This is a genomic window from Butyrivibrio sp. (assembly GCF_017635265.1).
In the GTDB taxonomy this organism is placed as follows: domain Bacteria; phylum Bacillota; class Clostridia; order Lachnospirales; family Lachnospiraceae; genus Butyrivibrio.
On sequence record NZ_JAGBLU010000004.1, the window covers coordinates 23,046 to 39,897 of the forward strand.

Annotated in this window: 18 protein-coding genes; 13 read left to right on the forward strand and 5 right to left on the reverse strand. The window is 38.3% G+C overall.

Annotation, left to right across the window (positions count from 1 at the left end; genetic code table 11):
* The 10 genes from ilvN (J6O61_RS00640) to J6O61_RS00685 all read left to right on the forward strand — a co-directional run bounded on the left by ilvN (J6O61_RS00640) (position 1) and on the right by J6O61_RS00685 (position 11,214).
* A complete protein-coding gene (gene ilvN / locus J6O61_RS00640; RefSeq protein WP_292208325.1) occupies positions 1 to 483 on the forward strand; it encodes an acetolactate synthase small subunit in 483 nt (160 codons plus the stop codon).
* A 111-nt stretch (positions 484 to 594) separates the two neighbouring features.
* On the forward strand, positions 595 to 1,098 hold the full coding sequence (ilvN, locus tag J6O61_RS00645; protein ID WP_292208327.1) for an acetolactate synthase small subunit: 504 nt from the start codon (positions 595 to 597) through the stop codon (positions 1,096 to 1,098).
* A gap of 48 nt (positions 1,099 to 1,146) precedes the next feature.
* On the forward strand, positions 1,147 to 2,175 hold the full coding sequence (ilvC, locus tag J6O61_RS00650) for a ketol-acid reductoisomerase (RefSeq protein WP_292208330.1): 1,029 nt from the start codon (positions 1,147 to 1,149) through the stop codon (positions 2,173 to 2,175).
* 176 nt (positions 2,176 to 2,351) lie between these two features.
* Complete coding sequence (locus J6O61_RS00655) at positions 2,352 to 4,751, forward strand: YfhO family protein (protein ID WP_292208332.1); 2,400 nt, start codon at positions 2,352 to 2,354, stop codon at positions 4,749 to 4,751.
* A 138-nt stretch (positions 4,752 to 4,889) separates the two neighbouring features.
* On the forward strand, positions 4,890 to 6,161 hold the full coding sequence (leuC, locus tag J6O61_RS00660; protein WP_292208335.1) for a 3-isopropylmalate dehydratase large subunit: 1,272 nt from the start codon (positions 4,890 to 4,892) through the stop codon (positions 6,159 to 6,161).
* Positions 6,162 to 6,218: 57 nt separating this feature from the next.
* Positions 6,219 to 6,710, forward strand: a complete 492-nt coding sequence (leuD, locus tag J6O61_RS00665) for a 3-isopropylmalate dehydratase small subunit (RefSeq protein WP_292208337.1) — start codon at positions 6,219 to 6,221, stop codon at positions 6,708 to 6,710.
* Between the two features lie 105 nt (positions 6,711 to 6,815).
* Positions 6,816 to 7,799, forward strand: a complete 984-nt coding sequence (locus J6O61_RS00670) for a glycosyltransferase family 2 protein (RefSeq protein WP_292208339.1) — start codon at positions 6,816 to 6,818, stop codon at positions 7,797 to 7,799.
* 57 nt (positions 7,800 to 7,856) lie between these two features.
* Positions 7,857 to 8,663, forward strand: coding sequence for an Mrp/NBP35 family ATP-binding protein (locus J6O61_RS00675; RefSeq protein ID WP_330613695.1), 807 nt, complete (start codon positions 7,857 to 7,859; stop codon positions 8,661 to 8,663).
* Positions 8,664 to 8,701: 38 nt separating this feature from the next.
* Positions 8,702 to 10,108 carry an AI-2E family transporter gene (locus J6O61_RS00680; protein WP_292208341.1) on the forward strand — a complete coding sequence of 469 codons (1,407 nt, stop codon included), beginning with the start codon at positions 8,702 to 8,704 and terminating at the stop codon, positions 10,106 to 10,108.
* Positions 10,109 to 10,182: 74 nt separating this feature from the next.
* Positions 10,183 to 11,214, forward strand: a complete 1,032-nt coding sequence (locus J6O61_RS00685; RefSeq protein ID WP_292208343.1) for a branched-chain amino acid aminotransferase — start codon at positions 10,183 to 10,185, stop codon at positions 11,212 to 11,214.
* Positions 11,215 to 11,286: 72 nt separating this feature from the next.
* Here the strand turns inward: J6O61_RS00685 and J6O61_RS00690 are convergent, their stop codons facing one another.
* The 5 genes from J6O61_RS00690 to J6O61_RS00710 form a co-directional block, all read right to left on the reverse strand.
* On the reverse strand, positions 11,287 to 11,514 hold the full coding sequence (locus J6O61_RS00690) for a hypothetical protein (protein WP_292208345.1): 228 nt from the start codon (positions 11,512 to 11,514) through the stop codon (positions 11,287 to 11,289).
* A 136-nt stretch (positions 11,515 to 11,650) separates the two neighbouring features.
* The gene (locus tag J6O61_RS00695) at positions 11,651 to 11,797 is read right to left on the reverse strand and encodes a hypothetical protein (RefSeq protein WP_292208347.1); all 147 of its coding nucleotides are present in this window, start codon (positions 11,795 to 11,797) and stop codon (positions 11,651 to 11,653) included.
* Positions 11,798 to 12,064: 267 nt separating this feature from the next.
* On the reverse strand, positions 12,065 to 12,322 hold the full coding sequence (locus tag J6O61_RS00700) for a tyrosine-type recombinase/integrase (RefSeq protein ID WP_330613699.1): 258 nt from the start codon (positions 12,320 to 12,322) through the stop codon (positions 12,065 to 12,067).
* A gap of 83 nt (positions 12,323 to 12,405) precedes the next feature.
* The gene (locus tag J6O61_RS00705) at positions 12,406 to 13,647 is read right to left on the reverse strand and encodes a hypothetical protein (protein ID WP_292208349.1); all 1,242 of its coding nucleotides are present in this window, start codon (positions 13,645 to 13,647) and stop codon (positions 12,406 to 12,408) included.
* The gene (locus tag J6O61_RS00710) at positions 13,613 to 14,464 is read right to left on the reverse strand and encodes a hypothetical protein (protein ID WP_292208351.1); all 852 of its coding nucleotides are present in this window, start codon (positions 14,462 to 14,464) and stop codon (positions 13,613 to 13,615) included. The genes J6O61_RS00705 and J6O61_RS00710 overlap by 35 nt, the downstream gene beginning before the upstream one ends.
* Positions 14,465 to 14,635: 171 nt before the next feature.
* On the opposite strand from J6O61_RS00710, the gene ruvA reads away from it, so the two are divergent.
* The 3 genes from ruvA (at position 14,636) to zapA (ending at position 16,851) form a co-directional block, all read left to right on the forward strand.
* Positions 14,636 to 15,256 (forward strand): Holliday junction branch migration protein RuvA, encoded by a 621-nt coding sequence (ruvA, locus tag J6O61_RS00715; protein ID WP_292208353.1) that lies wholly within the window; start codon positions 14,636 to 14,638, stop codon positions 15,254 to 15,256.
* A gap of 84 nt (positions 15,257 to 15,340) precedes the next feature.
* A complete protein-coding gene (gene ruvB / locus J6O61_RS00720) occupies positions 15,341 to 16,372 on the forward strand; it encodes a Holliday junction branch migration DNA helicase RuvB (RefSeq protein ID WP_292208355.1) in 1,032 nt (343 codons plus the stop codon).
* Positions 16,373 to 16,437: 65 nt separating this feature from the next.
* Entirely contained in the window at positions 16,438 to 16,851 is a 414-nt protein-coding gene (gene zapA, locus J6O61_RS00725) for a cell division protein ZapA (protein ID WP_292208356.1), read from the forward strand.
* The last annotated feature ends 1 nt before the right edge of the window (position 16,852 follow it).

Genomic DNA, 16,852 nt, shown 5'->3' on the forward strand with positions numbered 1-16,852 from the left:
ATGAAGCGAATATATTCAGTTCTTGTAGAAAACAGAGCAGGTGTGCTTTCTAAAGTGGCAGGTCTTTTCTCAAGAAGGAATTTCAATATTGATTCTCTTGTTGTAGGTGAAACAGCAGATAAGAGTGTCTCCTGTATGACTATTGTTTCTACGGGAGATGAGCGCACTATTGAACAGATTGAAAAGCAGCTCAACAAAAAGATTGATGTTATCAAGGTTAAGACCTTTAAGGAAAGCATGAGTATCAACAGGGAGCTTATGCTTATAAAGGTGAAATATAACAGGGACAACAGAAGAGATATAATGGAAAACTGCCAGATTATGGGAGCATCCATAGTTGATATGTCCAAAAATATGATGGTCATTCAGATATGCGATACATCAGAGAGAATTGAACTTTTTATAGAGATGTTAAAAAGTGTCAGCATTGTTGAAATAGCAAGGACCGGAACAGTGGCTTTAACCAAGTGTAAGGAGCAGTAACTTTATTACTTTAAAGCCAAAAAGAAAAAATGATTGACACGGGGTTTATTGAGAGTATAATTTGAAATAAATTCCAAGCTTTACATACATGTATACAACAGGGGAGTATAAATGCAAAAAAAAGTTTTTCAGTTGCTTGTTGATAATAATCCCGGAACACTTTCCAGGATATCAGGACTTTTTTCCAGACGAGGATATAACATTGAAAGTATAACTGCCGGTACCACAGCAGATCCGAGATTCACACGAATTACCATTGTTGCGTCAGGGGATGATGTGATACTTGAGCAGATAGAGAAACAGGTGAGAAAGCTTGTGGATGTAAGAGATATTCATGAGCTTTTACCCAAAGACAGTGTTTACAGAGAACTTGCTCTTGTAAAGGTTAAAGCAGAAGCAGATAAGAGACAGAGTATTCTTGCTACAGCCAATATATTCAGAGGTAACATAGTCGATGTCAGTATTGACTCGGTAATTATAGAGATTACGGGAAGCCAGTCCAAGGTTGACGCATTTTTAAAGCTCCTTGAAGGCTATGAGATTCTTGAACTTGCCAGAACGGGAATTGCCGGTCTTGGGCGAGGCACAGATAACGTTATTTATTTAGACGAATAATTTGATTATTCAATTTTCAATATATCAAGATAGTAGGAGGAAAAATTAATGTCACAGGATGCACGTATTTTTTACCAGGAAGATTGTAATCTATCTTTGCTTGAGGGAAAGACAATTGCTATTATCGGTTATGGCTCACAGGGACATGCCCACGCTCTTAACCTTAAGGATTCAGGATGCAACGTAATTATTGGTCTGTACGAGGGTTCAAAGAGCAAAGCTAAAGCTGAAGCACAGGGGCTTAAAGTATATAATACTGCAGAGGCAGCCAGGATGGCTGATATCATCATGATCCTTATCAATGATGAGAAGCAGGCTAAGATGTACAAAGAGGATATCGAGCCCAACCTTCAGCCGGGAAATATGCTTATGTTTGCACACGGCTTCAATGTTCATTTCGGACTCATTAAGGCACCTAAGGATGTAGACGTAGCAATGATCGCACCTAAGGCTCCGGGACACACAGTTCGTAGTGAGTATCAGGCAGGAAAAGGAACACCTTGTCTTGTAGCTGTAGAGCAGGATGCAACAGGCAAGGCTCTTGACCTTGCACTTGCTTATGGTGCAGGTATCGGTGGAGCAAGAGCAGGTCTTTTAGAGACAACATTCAGAACAGAAACAGAGACAGACCTCTTTGGTGAGCAGGCAGTTCTTTGCGGTGGTGTTTGCGCACTTATGCAGGCTGGTTTTGATACACTTGTTGAGGCTGGTTACGATCCAAGAAACGCATATTTTGAGTGCGTTCACGAGATGAAGCTTATTGTTGATCTTATCTATCAGTCAGGATTTGCAGGAATGAGATATTCAATCTCAAATACAGCTGAGTATGGTGACTATGTAACAGGTCCTAAGCTCATCACGGATGAAACAAAGAAGACAATGAAGAAGATTCTTTCAGACATTCAGGATGGAACATTTGCCAAGGAATTCCTTCTTGATATGTCAGAGGCCGGTGGACAGGTACACTTCCAGGCTATGCGTAAGCTTCATGCTGAGCATCCATCAGAGAAGATTGGTGAAGAAATCAGAAAGCTTTACAGCTGGAATAATGAATCTGATAAACTTATTAACAACTGATTTGAAAATGAATATATTTTAGACTATGATAGAAAGGGTATCCTTTTGTGATACTCTTTCTATTTTTGTGCAAAGCACTTGCTGAGGGCTTTTTCGAGCTTAGTGCGAACAATGCAAGTTTACTTAACGAAGTTTTTTCGAGTTTAGTGAAGCCTGCAATAAGTTATGGAGTGAAAATGAAAAAGAAATATTATACCCCGATGATTATGTTTTTAAGTGCGTTTTTAATGTACGTGCTTGCCATCCTGCCTATTTTGATTTCCAGAGGATTGCCGTTTTTCTATTATGGCGATTATAATGTTCAGCAGGTTCCGTTCTATATTGCGGCCCACAGAGCCGTAAGAAACGGAGAGTTTTTCTGGAACTGGAATATAGATCTGGGCGGAACAATGTTTGGGGATTTTGCCTTTTATCTGTGGGGAAGCCCTTTCTTTTGGATTACAGTTCTTTTCCCTGAAAATGCAATTCCATACCTAATGCCGTTTCTCATGGCACTTAAGTATGCTACAGCAGCTACCTGTGCGTACCTTTATATTGAAAGGTATACTTACAAGTATACCTATGCCATGATTGGCGGCTATTTGTATGCTTTTTCCGGGTTTAATGCATGTAATATTGTATTTAATCACTTTACTGATTCTGTTGCCTTTTTTCCGCTTTTTCTCCTTTGTTTTGAAGAGCTTATGGATGCAGAGGGCAGAAATAAGTATAAAAGATTCATTTTGTTTGCCATAATGACTGCCTTTATGTCTGTTGTTAATTACTATTTCTTCTTTGGACAGGTAGTTTACATGGTTCTGTACTTTGTGGTCAGATACATAAAGGGAAGTACCGTAAAACAGGTTGCAGGACGTTTTTTTAGAGCTCTTTTGGGCGGGATACTTGGTGTTATGATCTCAGGCTTTTTCCTTATGCAGGCATTTGCAGGTATACAGGGAAACACCAGACTTGATAATTTTATAAACGGTTATGACATTCTTGTGTACCCAAGCGAAAAGCTATTATGGGATATAGTAAAGAGTGTGTCCATGCTGCCGGATATCATAGGAAAGGGAACGCTTTTTTATACAGGAACAGTCAAAAATGCTTCGCTTGCGGCATATTTACCGCTGTTTGGTCTATCCGGTGTAATTGCATATTTTCTTTTGAACAAGAAAAAGCATAATTGGGAAAAGACAATGCTCATAATATGTGCTGTTATCGCTTTTGTCCCTGTGTTTAACGCAGCCTTTTCAATGTTTAACAGTTCGTACTATGCCCGCTGGTTTTACATGCCAATACTTCTCATGTGCCTTATGACTGCTCAGGCTGCTCAAAGAGGTAAATCCAGACAGATGAAGATTGGGGCTGTGGCAGCTGTCTTAATGTTTATGTTCTTCTGCCTTGTGTATTTCTTCCCGTCCAAAAATGACAGTGGGGAGATGGTCATGTTTAACATGACTGAGAACAATACGATTTTTTTACGGGATGTGCTTGGAACAGCAATTTTGAGCTTCTTTCTGTTGATGTCAATATTTGTTGTTCCTAAGAAATGTAAACTGGACAAAGAAAAAGCCCTTATTAAAATAAGGGATGTTGTGATTTTGTTTGTTGTTATCTGCAGCTGCATTCTTGCTACCTTTATACCTGTAAAGAATGGAAGTTCTATAATCAGTGACAGAGGAAAACAAAAGTGGCAGGAGCAGATGCTGTTTAACAAAGTAAATGTTGATCAGAGTGATTTTTGCAGAGGTGAGGTGGATTCCACTTCAACCAACTATGATATTGTCTGGGGAATTCCTTCCATTCACTGCTTTTTAAGTACGGTTCCTTCGGAAATCTTTGACTTTCTCGACGGAACTTTGGGAATAACAAGAACTGTTGAGACCAACATACCTGTTTCAAGAGCCGGGGCAAGAGCGATTCTTTCCGCCAGATATTATTTTGAAAATGCAGATATCAGCAAGAACAGAGTTTACAACAACGGTGAGGGCACAGAAGGGTATGTGTTCATTGATAATCAGGACGGCTTTGATATTTTTGAGAATCAGAACTTCATTCCGATGGGATTCACCTATGACTATTACATACAGGAGTCTGAGTGGGAAGACTTAAATGCTGATGATCATGATCTTGATCTTGCCAGAGTTCTTATAATTCCTGATGAAGTTGCACTTGAAATCGGCGATACCCTTAATATGACTGAGCTTTTTGCAGAAGACCTCATGGAAGACGACTTTTCTTACTATGACTTTGAAATTGAATGTGACAAAAGAGCTGCCACGTCCTGCACGTCCTTTGAAACAGACACTTATGGCTTTACAGCTAAGACAGCTATGCTTAGTGATAATACACTTGTCTTTTTCTCGGTGCCATATACCAAAGGCTTTAGCTGCACTGTTGATGGACAGGAAACAGAGATTTTATCTGCTGATTACGGACTTATGGCCATACCTGTTCAGGGAGGATGCCATGAGATAAGAGTTACATATACCCCTGAAGGTTTTAAAAGCGGTCTGATCATAAGTATTGTCGGGCTGGCTGTTTTAGGCGTTCTTACATGGTATACATTAATTTATATCAAGAAAAATGATTAAATTTGATATGTGTTTTGCTTCTGATTTTCATGTTATATTTACTAGTATATTTTTGATATTTCTTATTACTTAGGCAGTATCCGCATCCGATCGGATTTAGTCAGATATAAACTATTATTGAAGAGGAGAATGACGTGTATGAGCAAAATGACCATGACTCAAAAAATTTTGGCAGCCCATGCGGGACTTTCTGAAGTAAGACCAGGGCAGCTTATTGAGGCAGACCTTGATCTGGTACTTGGAAATGATATTACAAGTCCCGTAGCTATCAAAGAAATGGAAAAGTTTAATAAAGAGGGAGTATTTAACAAAGATAAGATTGCCCTTGTACCTGACCATTTCGTTCCCAATAAAGATATTAAGTCAGCCGAGAACTGCAAATGCGTAAGAGAATTTGCCAGAAGGAACAGCATTACGAATTATTTTGAGGTTGGAAAAATGGGCATTGAGCATGCTCTTTTACCGGAAAGCGGACTTACACTTCCCGGCGATCTTATAATTGGAGCTGATTCTCATACATGTACATATGGAGCACTCGGAGCATTCTCTACAGGTATAGGCTCAACAGATATGGCAGCCGGAATGGCAACGGGAAAAGGCTGGTTTAAGGTTCCTTCTGCCATTAAATTCAATATTGTTGGAAAGCCTTCCAAGTGGGTAAGCGGTAAGGATGTTATACTACATATTATTGGAATGATCGGTGTTGACGGAGCTTTGTACAAATCAATGGAGTTTGTGGGTGAGGGCATAAAGAACCTATCCATGGATGACAGATTTACTATTGCAAACATGGCAATTGAAGCCGGCGGAAAAAACGGTATTTTCCCTGTGGATGAAATAGCTGTTAATTATTTAAATGAACACGCAAACGGAAAAAGCTATACCGTATATGAGGCAGATCCTGATGCGGAATATGACGAAGAGTATACCATTGACCTTGGACAGCTTAAGCCGACGGTATCTTTTCCTCATCTTCCTGAAAATACTCATACCTTTGATGAAATCGATGATATTAAGATTGACCAGGTTGTTATCGGTTCATGTACAAACGGCAGAATAGACGACCTTAGATGTGCAGCAGAGGTTCTTTCCGGTAAGCATGTGGCTGAGGAAATCAGATGTATAGTGATTCCGGCTACACAAAAGATTTATATGCAGGCTATGAAGGAAGGACTTCTCGAAACATTTATTAATGCAGGTGCGATTGTATCTACTCCTACCTGTGGACCATGCCTTGGTGGATACATGGGAGTTCTGGCTTCCGGAGAGAGATGTGTTTCTACAACCAACAGAAACTTTGTCGGAAGAATGGGAGCTATAGATTCTGAAATTTATCTGGCTTCACCGGCTGTTGCCGCTGCAAGTGCAGTAACAGGTAAAGTTTCACAACCATCAGAAATAGGTCTCTGATATCGCACCAAAGCTGATCAGATATAAACATTTGTTTACACAAGGAGAAGAATAGATATGAAAGCTGCAAAGGGAACGGTTTTTAAATATGGTGATAATGTAGATACAGACGTAATTATTCCTGCAAGGTATCTTAATACAACAGACCATGCTGAACTTGCAAAACACTGCATGGAAGATATTGACAAGGACTTTACTTCTAAGGTAAAGACCGGAGATATAATTGTTGCCGACAAGAATTTTGGATGTGGCTCGTCAAGAGAACATGCTCCGATAGCTATCAAAGCATCAGGTGTCAGCTGCGTCATAGCCAAGAGCTTTGCGAGGATTTTTTATAGAAACAGCATAAATATCGGACTTCCTATTATCGAATGTGAGGAAGCTGCAGAAAATATCAAGGCAGGAGATACAGTATCAATCGATTTTGATACAGGTCTTATTACAGATGAGACAAGCGGCAGGACTTTTACCGGACAGGCTTTTCCGCCATTTATGCAAAAAATCATTGATTCGGAAGGTCTTATCAATTATATAAACAACAAGGAATAATAAACAGATGCTTTGTTTTTTGAGGTGTGATGCCTTTAAAAACAAAGCATTTTATATTATTATATTAGTTGTGAATTTTTGAGAAAAGATAAGAAGGATTGTTATATGAACAGACTGTTTTGTGTTATTCCCTGCTATAACGAGCAGGAAGTTCTTCCGGAGACATCTAAGAGACTTGAGGCTAAGCTAAAAGAACTCATTTCTGCCGGTAAGATTTCCAAAGATAGCAGGATTCTTTTTGTAAATGACGGATCTAAGGATAATACCTGGAACATGATAAAAAAGCTTCATGAGGAAAACGAGATTTTTCAGGGTATTAATCTTTCTAAAAATATGGGACATCAGAATGCACTTTTGGCAGGCCTGATGACAGCCAAGGATCTTTGTGATGCTGCAATTTCTCTTGATGCAGATCTTCAGGATGATATAAACGCTATCGATGAGATGGTTGATAAGTTTAACAGCGGCATTGATATTGTCTATGGTGTCAGATCAAAGAGAGCTACTGACACATTTTTTAAGAAATTTACAGCAGAGACTTTTTACAAGCTTATAAATTCAATGGGCGGTAATACTGTTTATAATCATGCAGATTACAGACTTATGAGTAGGCGCGCCCTCATGGCTCTTTCTGAATTTGGCGAAGTTAATCTGTTCCTTCGCGGAATTGTTCCGATGATAGGATTTAATACCGATGTGGTTTACTACGAGAGAGCAGAGAGATTTGCAGGTGAGAGTAAATATCCTCTCAAAAAGATGCTTAGCTTTGCTGTTGAGGGAATCACAAGCTTAAGTACAAAACCTATAAAGCTTATTACAGGACTCGGATTTTTTATTTTCTTTGTAAGTATCGTTGTACTTATTTATTCACTTGGCAGGTATTTTACAGGACATACAATTCCGGGATGGACAACTACAGTTCTTTCCGTGTGGGCAATTGGCGGTCTGATTATGATTTCTCTCGGAGTAATTGGCGAATATGTCGGCAAAATTTATCTTGAGAGTAAGAACAGACCGAGGTTTATCATTGAGTCCTATGTGGGAGACAAAGAAGATATGGAAACATCAGAGTATGTATACAAGAGATGATGTTTTTTTAACTTATCGAGTAGTATAAATAAAAGTACGAATCAGGAGATTTTTATAATGGCTAAGAAACCGGAAGATTTTAAAAAACAGATGGAAGATAACATGAAAGCTGCACCCAATCCCAATTCTCATGTTAAAAAAGTTATAGGAATAGTCAGCGGAAAGGGAGGCGTAGGTAAGAGCCTTGTTACGGGACTTTCTGCCGTAGCTATGAATAAGAAGGGATATAAGACAGGTATCCTTGATGCAGATATTACAGGACCTTCTATTCCAAAGATGTTTGGCATCGGCAAGTTTAACATGGGAGATGAAAAAGGTCTTATTCCTGCAGCCACTTCTAATGGTACCAAGGTTATGTCTCTTAACATGCTTACGGAAAATGAGACAGACCCGGTTATCTGGAGAGGACCTGTTATCGCAGGTATTGTCAAACAGTTCTGGTCGGATGTTAATTGGGGCGATGTGGACTTTTTGTTTGTTGATATGCCTCCGGGAACAGGGGATGTTCCGCTTACAGTTTTCCAGTCACTTCCTGTTGACGGTATTATTGTTGTTTCAACACCTCAGGATCTGGTAGAGATGATAGTTGAAAAGGCTATCAATATGGCAAATTTGATGAACATTCCTGTACTTGGAATCGTTGAAAATATGAGTTATATGAAATGTCCTCACTGTGGTGAAATGCTTAATATCTTCGGTAACAGCAAAATCGAGAGCTATGCTGCGTCAAACGGAATCGATATTCTGGGGAAGATTCCGCTTGATCCTGAAATTGCAGCTCTCTGCGATGGCGGTAAAATTGAAGATATAAAAGAGAATTACCTTGAGAGTCTTGAGTTTATTCTAGAGGGAATGATTGACTAATATATTATTGATGAGAGATTTGACAGGGGAATATTGATATGAAGATTAAACCTGAAAAAAACCAGGTGACTTGGGCGATTACGATATTTATTTTGGCAATTGCGCTGATGATTGCCTATTATATTATTTTTGATGGAAGAACACTTGTAAATTCCATAGGTGGAGTGGTGGATTCTCTTTCAGGAATAATAATTGGTGTTGTTATTGCGTTTGTCTTGTTGCCGCTTTTAGAGGGGATAGAAGAGAAGATTCTTTATCCCTTGTATAAACTTTTTGGAAAAGAAACTTCTGAATATGCCAAAGAGGATAGAAAGAAGAGAGAACAGATCAGGAAAATAGCAATTCTTTTGACTATGGTAATATTTATTCTGATTATCTATAGCCTTTTTAGAATCATTATTCCGCAGCTTATTGACAGTATTAAGGAAATAGCAACGAATCTTCCGATATATGTAAACAATGTGGATGAGTATTCAAATCTTTTTTTGAGCAATAACCCTGAGTTGCAGAAGTTAATCGATTCTCAGCTGGATGCATATTATGAGAACTTAAGTGAATTCCTTACCAAAAAGCTCCTTCCTATGCTTCCTAGTGTTGACACAATGTTCAAGTTTGCATCAAAAAGTGTCTTTTCAATCGTTGGAGTTATGATTGACCTGATTGTAGGAACAATTGTTGCTATATATGTGCTTAATTCCAAGGAAAAGTTTACAACTGTAGGCAAGAAGATGGCTTATTCTTTCTTTAGGGAAGACTTTGCCAATGAGCTTATTGGTGGATTCAGATTCACAAAGACCACATTTGAGAGTTTTATCGGCGGTAAGATTATAGATTCTCTGATTATTGGAGTTATCTGCTATATTGGTGCTCTGATACTTAAGATTGATTATCCTGTACTTATATCAGTTATTGTAGGAGTAACTAACATTATTCCTTTTTTTGGTCCTTATATCGGAGGAATAGCAGGAGCTCTTTTATTAGTACTCATTGATCCGATTGAAGCGCTTATATTCCTTATTTTTGTGATTGTGCTTCAGCAGTTCGACGGTAATATTTTAGGACCGATGATCCTTGGTAGTTCAACAGGTCTTTCGAGCTTCTGGGTTATTTTTTCCATTACACTTTTTGGCGGATTATGGGGAATTATCGGATGGCTTATAGGTGTTCCTATTTTTGCCGTGTTCTACGCTTTTGTGGGGTGGATCACAAATATTCTTTTGGAAAAGAGAAAGTTAAGCACAAATACTGAGGACTACTATGATCTTGCCTATATAGAAAACAAAGAGTATAAACCTTTGAGCAATAAAGAGAACGTTAAGTTCAATGCCAGTAAGGAAGCTGATACATTTAAAAAGATATTTAATGTTGAGGGAATAAAGAAAGCTGCAAGGCAGAAAAAAGTTGCAAAGAAGGGGAAAACTTCTGATCAGGAAGATAAGTCTTGACGAATGCTTTTAAAGGATTATAATGATATTTATTAGCGCTTTGACGTATTAAAGTCTAAAAGGGGATGAAAATTATGAGTAAAAAGAATTTAGATTGGGCAAACATTGGATTTAGCTACATGGTAGCAGATAAGAGATATGTATCCAACTTCAAAGACGGCAAGTGGGATGATGGATGCCTTACAGAGGATTCGAAAGTTGTTTTAAGTGAGGATTCAGGTGTTCTCCACTATGCACAGGAATGCTTTGAAGGCCTTAAGGCTTATGAAACAGAGGATGGAAAGATTGTTACATTCAGACCGGATCTCAATGCTAAAAGAATGGTTGATTCAGCCAAGAGACTTGAAATGCCTCCTTTCCCTGAAGACAGATTCATAAAAGCTGTAGAGGAAGTTGTTGCAGCTAATAGAGACTGGGTTCCTCCATATGGTAGCGGTGCTACACTTTATATAAGACCTGTTATGTTTGCAACAGGAAATGTAATTGGTGTTAAGCCTGCTGATGAGTATCAGTTCAGAATTTTCGTTACTCCTGTTGGTCCGTATTTCAAAGGCGGTGCTAAACCAATCGTTGTTAAGATAAGTGATTTTGACAGAGCAGCACCACACGGAACAGGTAATATCAAAGCCGGTCTTAACTATGCAATGAGTTTACATGCTATCGTTACAGCACACGAAGAGGGATTTGCCGAGAACGTATATCTTGATGCTGAGTCAAGAACATATATTGAGGAGACAGGTGGAGCAAATATTATATTTGTTACTAAGGATGGAGGACTTGTTGTTCCTAAGTCACATACAGATTCAATTCTTCCTTCAATCACAAGAAGATCCATTGTATATGTAGCAAGGGAAATTCTTGGTCTTAATGTCGAGGAGAGACCTGTTAAACTTTCAGAAGTTGACGGTTTTACAGAAATGGGACTTTGCGGAACAGCAGCAGTTATCAGCCCTGTTGGCAAGATTAATGATCATGGCAGAGAAATCTGTTTCCCAAGTGGCATGGACGAGATGGGACCTGTTATCAAGAAACTTTATGATACTTTGACAGGTATTCAAATGGGAACTGTTGAAGCTCCTGAAGGTTGGATTCACGTAATTGAATAAATTTTGGCAGATATTTATATAGAGAGTAAAAGAGCTTTGCACCGCGGTGATGCAAAGCTCCTTTTTAAAAATTTATTTTGTTGTAATAGCCTGCTCGGCGTCAACTTTGGCGAAGAGGTCGCTGATCTTAGATTCAGAGAGTTTGAATCTGTCAAAAATACGATGACGAATCTTATCATCAGAAATGCCTTCTTCTTTACAGAACTTTATCATTTCCAATGCAGCTTCTTCCATTGTCTCTTTTCTTGTTTCTTCCCTGACTTCGCGTTTTATAGATAACTCACGGTCCCATTGTCTCATATATTCGTCGATGACCTCCTTGCGATTTTTAATCCTGGCGCATTTCCTGAAGCTTTTGACTATGTTCAGAAGAGATAGTGATTTTGCCTGATGCGCTGTTCTTACATAAGTTTGAATTCGAATCACTGCCAGCAACTTAAAAGTTAGGCTTTCCGTTGCAATAGAGATAGATGTGACGTATTCCATCATCATAATCAATGCCCGGATGAGTTATAAGAGTGGTACTTGCTTCATAGTACATATCACCGGCAAGAATAAGTACACCACAAATACAGCCTCTCACAAAATAGACAAGAGACTTTCATTATTTCCTAAAAAAGGATATAGTATAGTAATTAAAACACTTAATTATAATTCAATGGGAGATAGGTAATGGCAAAGAGATTAGAAAGAACTGGATATGATAGTTCTAAACTGGCTTCGCAGATTAAGATATTCGGCGAAAATGTCACTATCAAACTCTTTCTTTTATAAGATAGCAACCTAATTATAATAGTTGATGACAGCCCTTTTGTCAAATGCCCATTCCACATTTAAAACCGTCATGCAGTCACGCACAATACCCTGCATATACAGATGAAAGCGCATTTAACTGATTTCTCTTTTGCTCCATGGACGGATGAACATAGCGGTTAAGCGTGATCTGAACACTTGAATGCCCTAAGATTTCGCTTAGTGCCTTGGCATCCATCCCGTTATATACGCAGTTTGTGGCAAAGGTATGCCTCAAAACATGGAATTTCTTATGACTGATTCCGACATCTTTAAGTATTTTACCATATTTTATGCGAAAGCGTCGGTTGAGAATGCACTAATTAATGTTGATAAAGGCTTTTCTGAAAAATTTTTTCCTCATTGATCTTGTATCAAAGAGCCTTGCAACTTTGATTGTCAAAAATCTTTATAATTTGGATTTGGTCTTTGGTTAACATATGGCACTTCATCCAAATAGTAGTACATTTCTCTGTCGTAACTTATTGGAATATTGTGCTGGAACTCCAGGAAAAGATCCAGCTTATTACTGTAGGAGTCTGCTATCATTTTTGCTTTTTGGCTATCAATGCCGTGCTCAATATAGTATTTTTTTACTTTTAACGGTGTTGGCAGAAGCGAAGTATTGACCAAAGTTTTGTTATGTACTAACTGAAGTCTGTTTACCTCAAGCTTATCGATTCCATTATCTTCTAAACGCAGTAGTGATGCTCTGTTCATGTACTGTGGAATGTCAAAAAACATGGAATTTCCGTTATCGTATATTGGAGCCATTGAGACGAACTTGAGAGTATCCGGATTTCGTAATATTCCAAAATTATCCCAGTGTCTGTCTGCGTTTGTAGTGATGAAATCTATCATGATCATATAATCGAGAAAGTTTTGAACATAGCCGCAGTCTAAACCATTGTTTATGCAGATATCAATGAATTTATTTAACTCTGTTGAGGAATCATATGATTCCTCATTTTTATATCCTCCGGTAACTTGAAATGCTGTGATTAGTTCCAAGTGTTCATCGGTGAAAAAGTGACATCTGCTGTATTTATTGTTCTCAGAGTCCTCGCCAAGGATTTCATAAGGTGTATATTCACTAAATCCCTGTTGCCTATGAACCAAGGATACAAATGATTCATTAACATTTTGGATGCCATTGGCATATTTTGGATTGCTCAACTTATCCAAAAACCATTTCCCTTTTATGTTTATGGCTTTTTTGTCCAAGGATCCGTTTAATGCTGCATCAGGCGAGTTTGAATAATGTGCTCTTCCCTCACCGCTGTGAAAATGTATTGTCTTATTCCCGTTTTTAAATAGATTAACTTCTTTCCATAATAAAGTAAGTTCTGCAGGGCATATCCAATATGTATCGGTAAGGCTTAACCCCAGGTTTTTCATTAGAAGTTCTGAAGGAGAAGAGCAGTCATATGCCTTTAGAAGGGAAAGAAGATGCTCTCTCCCTTCAGGAATTGAGCGCTGTTTCCACCAGTCATATAAATGCTTGCTTTTGGTTGAACCAAGGTAAGGCATATGCATAGGATTGATAATGTGGTGATTCATGATTTCACCATCATTGTTTAATTGCAAAATTGCAACATCTATATCTTTATGTTTCAGTATGAACATTCTGTCTTCGTTCATAATATTTTGATACCTCTTTTTCGAAATTGATCTGATTTATGTATTTTTCTACAAAAAAGCCCATTCGAGCGCATTCTGCATCAAATTTGGAGGAACTGTCGCTAAAATATGGTTCATATTGCAATTCATATTTTTCCTTTTGGTGATAAAAAGTAATGGTGTAATCGGTGGAATTCTTTTTAAAGCTGTATTTTATTCCGGAGTTTGTCCGTGATACAGTAGGTTGTTTTTTACTTTTTGCAGGATAGAGATCATGTGATGATATAAGCTGCTTGTTGCAGTCATTGTCAACAATAAGACCGGCAGTGGTCATGTAATCAGCTATTTTATCGATAGACGATTCATTGACATATATCATGTTTACTGTATGAATCTGCTTCTTGCCGTAGTAATGAATCACATAGCAGTTATTTTCTTCCGAATACTGCAAATAAAAAAGAAGATTATGTCCCGGGCTGATTCCCATAGCATTTTCAAGTATTTTTTCGTTGTGCTCATATGAAACAATCATAGAGTTCGAGCATTGAATGTTATCAAGAAGTGTCAGGTCTTCCTCAATTTCATGAAGCCGTTTTTCAAGATCCTGCCGTGAATCAAAACACTGTTTGCATAGTTTTTTCTTGTCTTTTGATAGATAAACAGAGACAAGGCGGTAATGCGTGTCTTTAAATTGAAGATACTCGCTTTTATTACCACGGATATTTTTAACAGAAATATAGCCTGGGATGGCGTACTTTTTAGAGAGACATTGAAGAAATGTCTTTTCTGATAAAAGAGAAGATTTAGTTTTGGTTAGAAATTCTTTCAATTCACTCATAAACAACCTCTTATATAGTTGAGTTATTTGTATTGTAGGTTGTTTTGCAAGGCAAGTCAAGGAAATCTTAAGAAGCCATCGAAAAAACGTTCAATTACAATAGTATAAATATTTTTATAGATTAATGTTACAATACAAATTATGAATTAAAAGAATTGGCGGGATAAGATATTGATAGCATATGTAAATGGAATTTTAGAAAATATAGAAGAAGGACTGGCTGTAGTTGATGTAAATGGCGTTGGCTACAATGTGAATATATCCGGATCTACCATGGACAGGATGCCGGGAATAGGAGAAGCGGTCAAACTCTATACATATACAAACGTAAAAGAGGATGCCTTTACGCTTTTTGGCTTTCTTTCAAGGGATGAGCTTAATCTTTTTAAGATGCTCATAACAGTAAACGGTATAGGTCCCAAGGGGGGACTGGCTATATTATCTGTTATGACGCCGGATGACTTAAGATTTGCGATTATAGCAGGAGACAGCGGAGCAATTTCCAAGGCTCCCGGAGTTGGAAAAAAGACTGCGGAGAGGATTACTCTTGAACTCAGGGATAAGATTAAGGCTACAGAAGACAGTATGCTTGCATCTGCGGCTGGCCTTTCTTCATCAGAAATAAAAGAAACAGAGAATCCTGCAAGAGATGAGGCTGTCGCAGCGCTTGTAGCTCTTGGTTATAATGCGGCAGATGCGACAAAAGCAGTGAGAAAGGTTCTTTCTATTAATCCGGATATGTCTAATGATACTGAACTGCTTTTGAAACAGGCATTAAAAGAGATGTTTTGATAATGGGGTATCTTTTATCACATAATAAGAAACAACTGCAATAGAGTTAAAAAATAAATTTATTTTGAACTTGGGAAGAATAGTATGGAAAAACGTAAGATTGTAACTTCGGCAAGGGGAGTTGATACACAGGCAAATGTAGAGGATGCCAGAATAGAAGGATCTCTTCGCCCCAGAAGTCTTGATTCATATATAGGACAAAAGAAAATAAAAGAGAGCCTGAAGATATATATTGAAGCTGCTAAGGGGAGAGGCGAAAGCCTTGATCATCTTCTCTTTTACGGACCTCCCGGACTTGGCAAAACCACACTTGCGAGCATTATAGCCAATGAGATGGGAGTTAATATTAAGATAACATCGGGACCTGCCATTGAAAAGCCGGGTGACATGGCGGCAATCCTTAATAATCTTCAGGAAGGGGATGTCCTTTTTGTTGATGAGATTCACAGACTAAACAGACAGGTTGAAGAAGTTCTTTATCCTGCTATGGAAGACTATGCTATAGATATCATGATCGGTAAGGGACCTACAGCCAGATCCATAAGGCTTGACCTTCCGCATTTCACGCTCATAGGTGCAACCACAAGGGCGGGAATGCTTTCAGCTCCACTGCGCGACAGATTCGGAATGATACATAGGATGGAGTTCTATGATATTGATGAGCTTTGCCGGATTATCTGTCAGTCTGCCAAGGTGCTTGATGTGGAGGTTGATACAAAGGGTGCTGTAGAAATGGCAAAAAGGAGCAGAGGAACACCTCGTCTTGCTAACAGAATCTTAAAAAGAGTACGTGATTTTGCTCAGGTAAAATATGACGGAGTCATAACAGAAGAAATTGCAAATATTGCTCTTGATCTTATGGATGTTGATAAGCTTGGCCTTGATCACACTGACAGGAATATCCTTCTGACAATGATAAATAAGTTTGGAGGCGGCCCTGTTGGACTTGATACTTTGGCTGCCGCTATCGGTGAAGATGCAGGAACTATTGAGGACGTATACGAACCATATTTAATAAAGAACGGACTCATAAACAGAACGCCAAGAGGACGCGTTGTTACAGATACTGCATATCATCATTTAGGACTTGAAAACAGTAGCGTGGGCGATATATAATTTTGAAATAAAAGATTGCTTGGATTTAGCAATTTCACATTTGAGTTTTTCAGGGGGAGTGTTACATGGCATCCAAAACAGATACCGAAGTTATAATTGGTGGAAAAGTTTTTACATTAAGCGGCTATGAAAGTGAAGAGTACCTTCAGAAGGTTGCTTCATATATTAATAATAAAATTGCTGAATACAACAAGATTGATGGCTTTAAGAGACAGCCGATAGATACTCAGAATGTATTGCTGCAGCTCAACATTGCTGATGATTATTTTAAATCCAAAAAGCAGATAGAGCTTATGGAAGAGCAGCTTTCTGAAAAAGAAAAAGAGCTGTATGACCTCAAACATGAGCTTATCGCTACTCAGATAAAGCTTGAGAATACTGAAAAAAACTCAAAAAGCCTGCAGAACAAACTTGATGATTCATCCAAGAAAATCATTCAGCTTGAGACACAGGTAAAAGGAACAGGAAGTAAAAAGTAAT

Coding starts and splice junctions, on each gene's coding strand:
- zapA (WP_292208356.1), top strand. CDS start 16,438: ATGGCATCCAAAACAGATACCGAAGTTATAATTGGTGGAAAAGTTTTT.
- J6O61_RS00670 (WP_292208339.1), top strand. CDS start 6,816: ATGAACAGACTGTTTTGTGTTATTCCCTGCTATAACGAGCAGGAAGTT.
- ilvC (WP_292208330.1), top strand. CDS start 1,147: ATGTCACAGGATGCACGTATTTTTTACCAGGAAGATTGTAATCTATCT.
- J6O61_RS00655 (WP_292208332.1), top strand. CDS start 2,352: ATGAAAAAGAAATATTATACCCCGATGATTATGTTTTTAAGTGCGTTT.
- J6O61_RS00675 (WP_330613695.1), top strand. CDS start 7,857: ATGGCTAAGAAACCGGAAGATTTTAAAAAACAGATGGAAGATAACATG.
- ilvN (WP_292208325.1), top strand. CDS start 1: ATGAAGCGAATATATTCAGTTCTTGTAGAAAACAGAGCAGGTGTGCTT.
- ilvN (WP_292208327.1), top strand. CDS start 595: ATGCAAAAAAAAGTTTTTCAGTTGCTTGTTGATAATAATCCCGGAACA.
- leuD (WP_292208337.1), top strand. CDS start 6,219: ATGAAAGCTGCAAAGGGAACGGTTTTTAAATATGGTGATAATGTAGAT.
- leuC (WP_292208335.1), top strand. CDS start 4,890: ATGAGCAAAATGACCATGACTCAAAAAATTTTGGCAGCCCATGCGGGA.
- J6O61_RS00710 (WP_292208351.1), bottom strand. CDS start 14,464: ATGAGTGAATTGAAAGAATTTCTAACCAAAACTAAATCTTCTCTTTTA.
- J6O61_RS00680 (WP_292208341.1), top strand. CDS start 8,702: ATGAAGATTAAACCTGAAAAAAACCAGGTGACTTGGGCGATTACGATA.
- J6O61_RS00690 (WP_292208345.1), bottom strand. CDS start 11,514: ATGAGACAATGGGACCGTGAGTTATCTATAAAACGCGAAGTCAGGGAA.
- J6O61_RS00705 (WP_292208349.1), bottom strand. CDS start 13,647: ATGAACGAAGACAGAATGTTCATACTGAAACATAAAGATATAGATGTT.
- J6O61_RS00685 (WP_292208343.1), top strand. CDS start 10,183: ATGAGTAAAAAGAATTTAGATTGGGCAAACATTGGATTTAGCTACATG.
- ruvB (WP_292208355.1), top strand. CDS start 15,341: ATGGAAAAACGTAAGATTGTAACTTCGGCAAGGGGAGTTGATACACAG.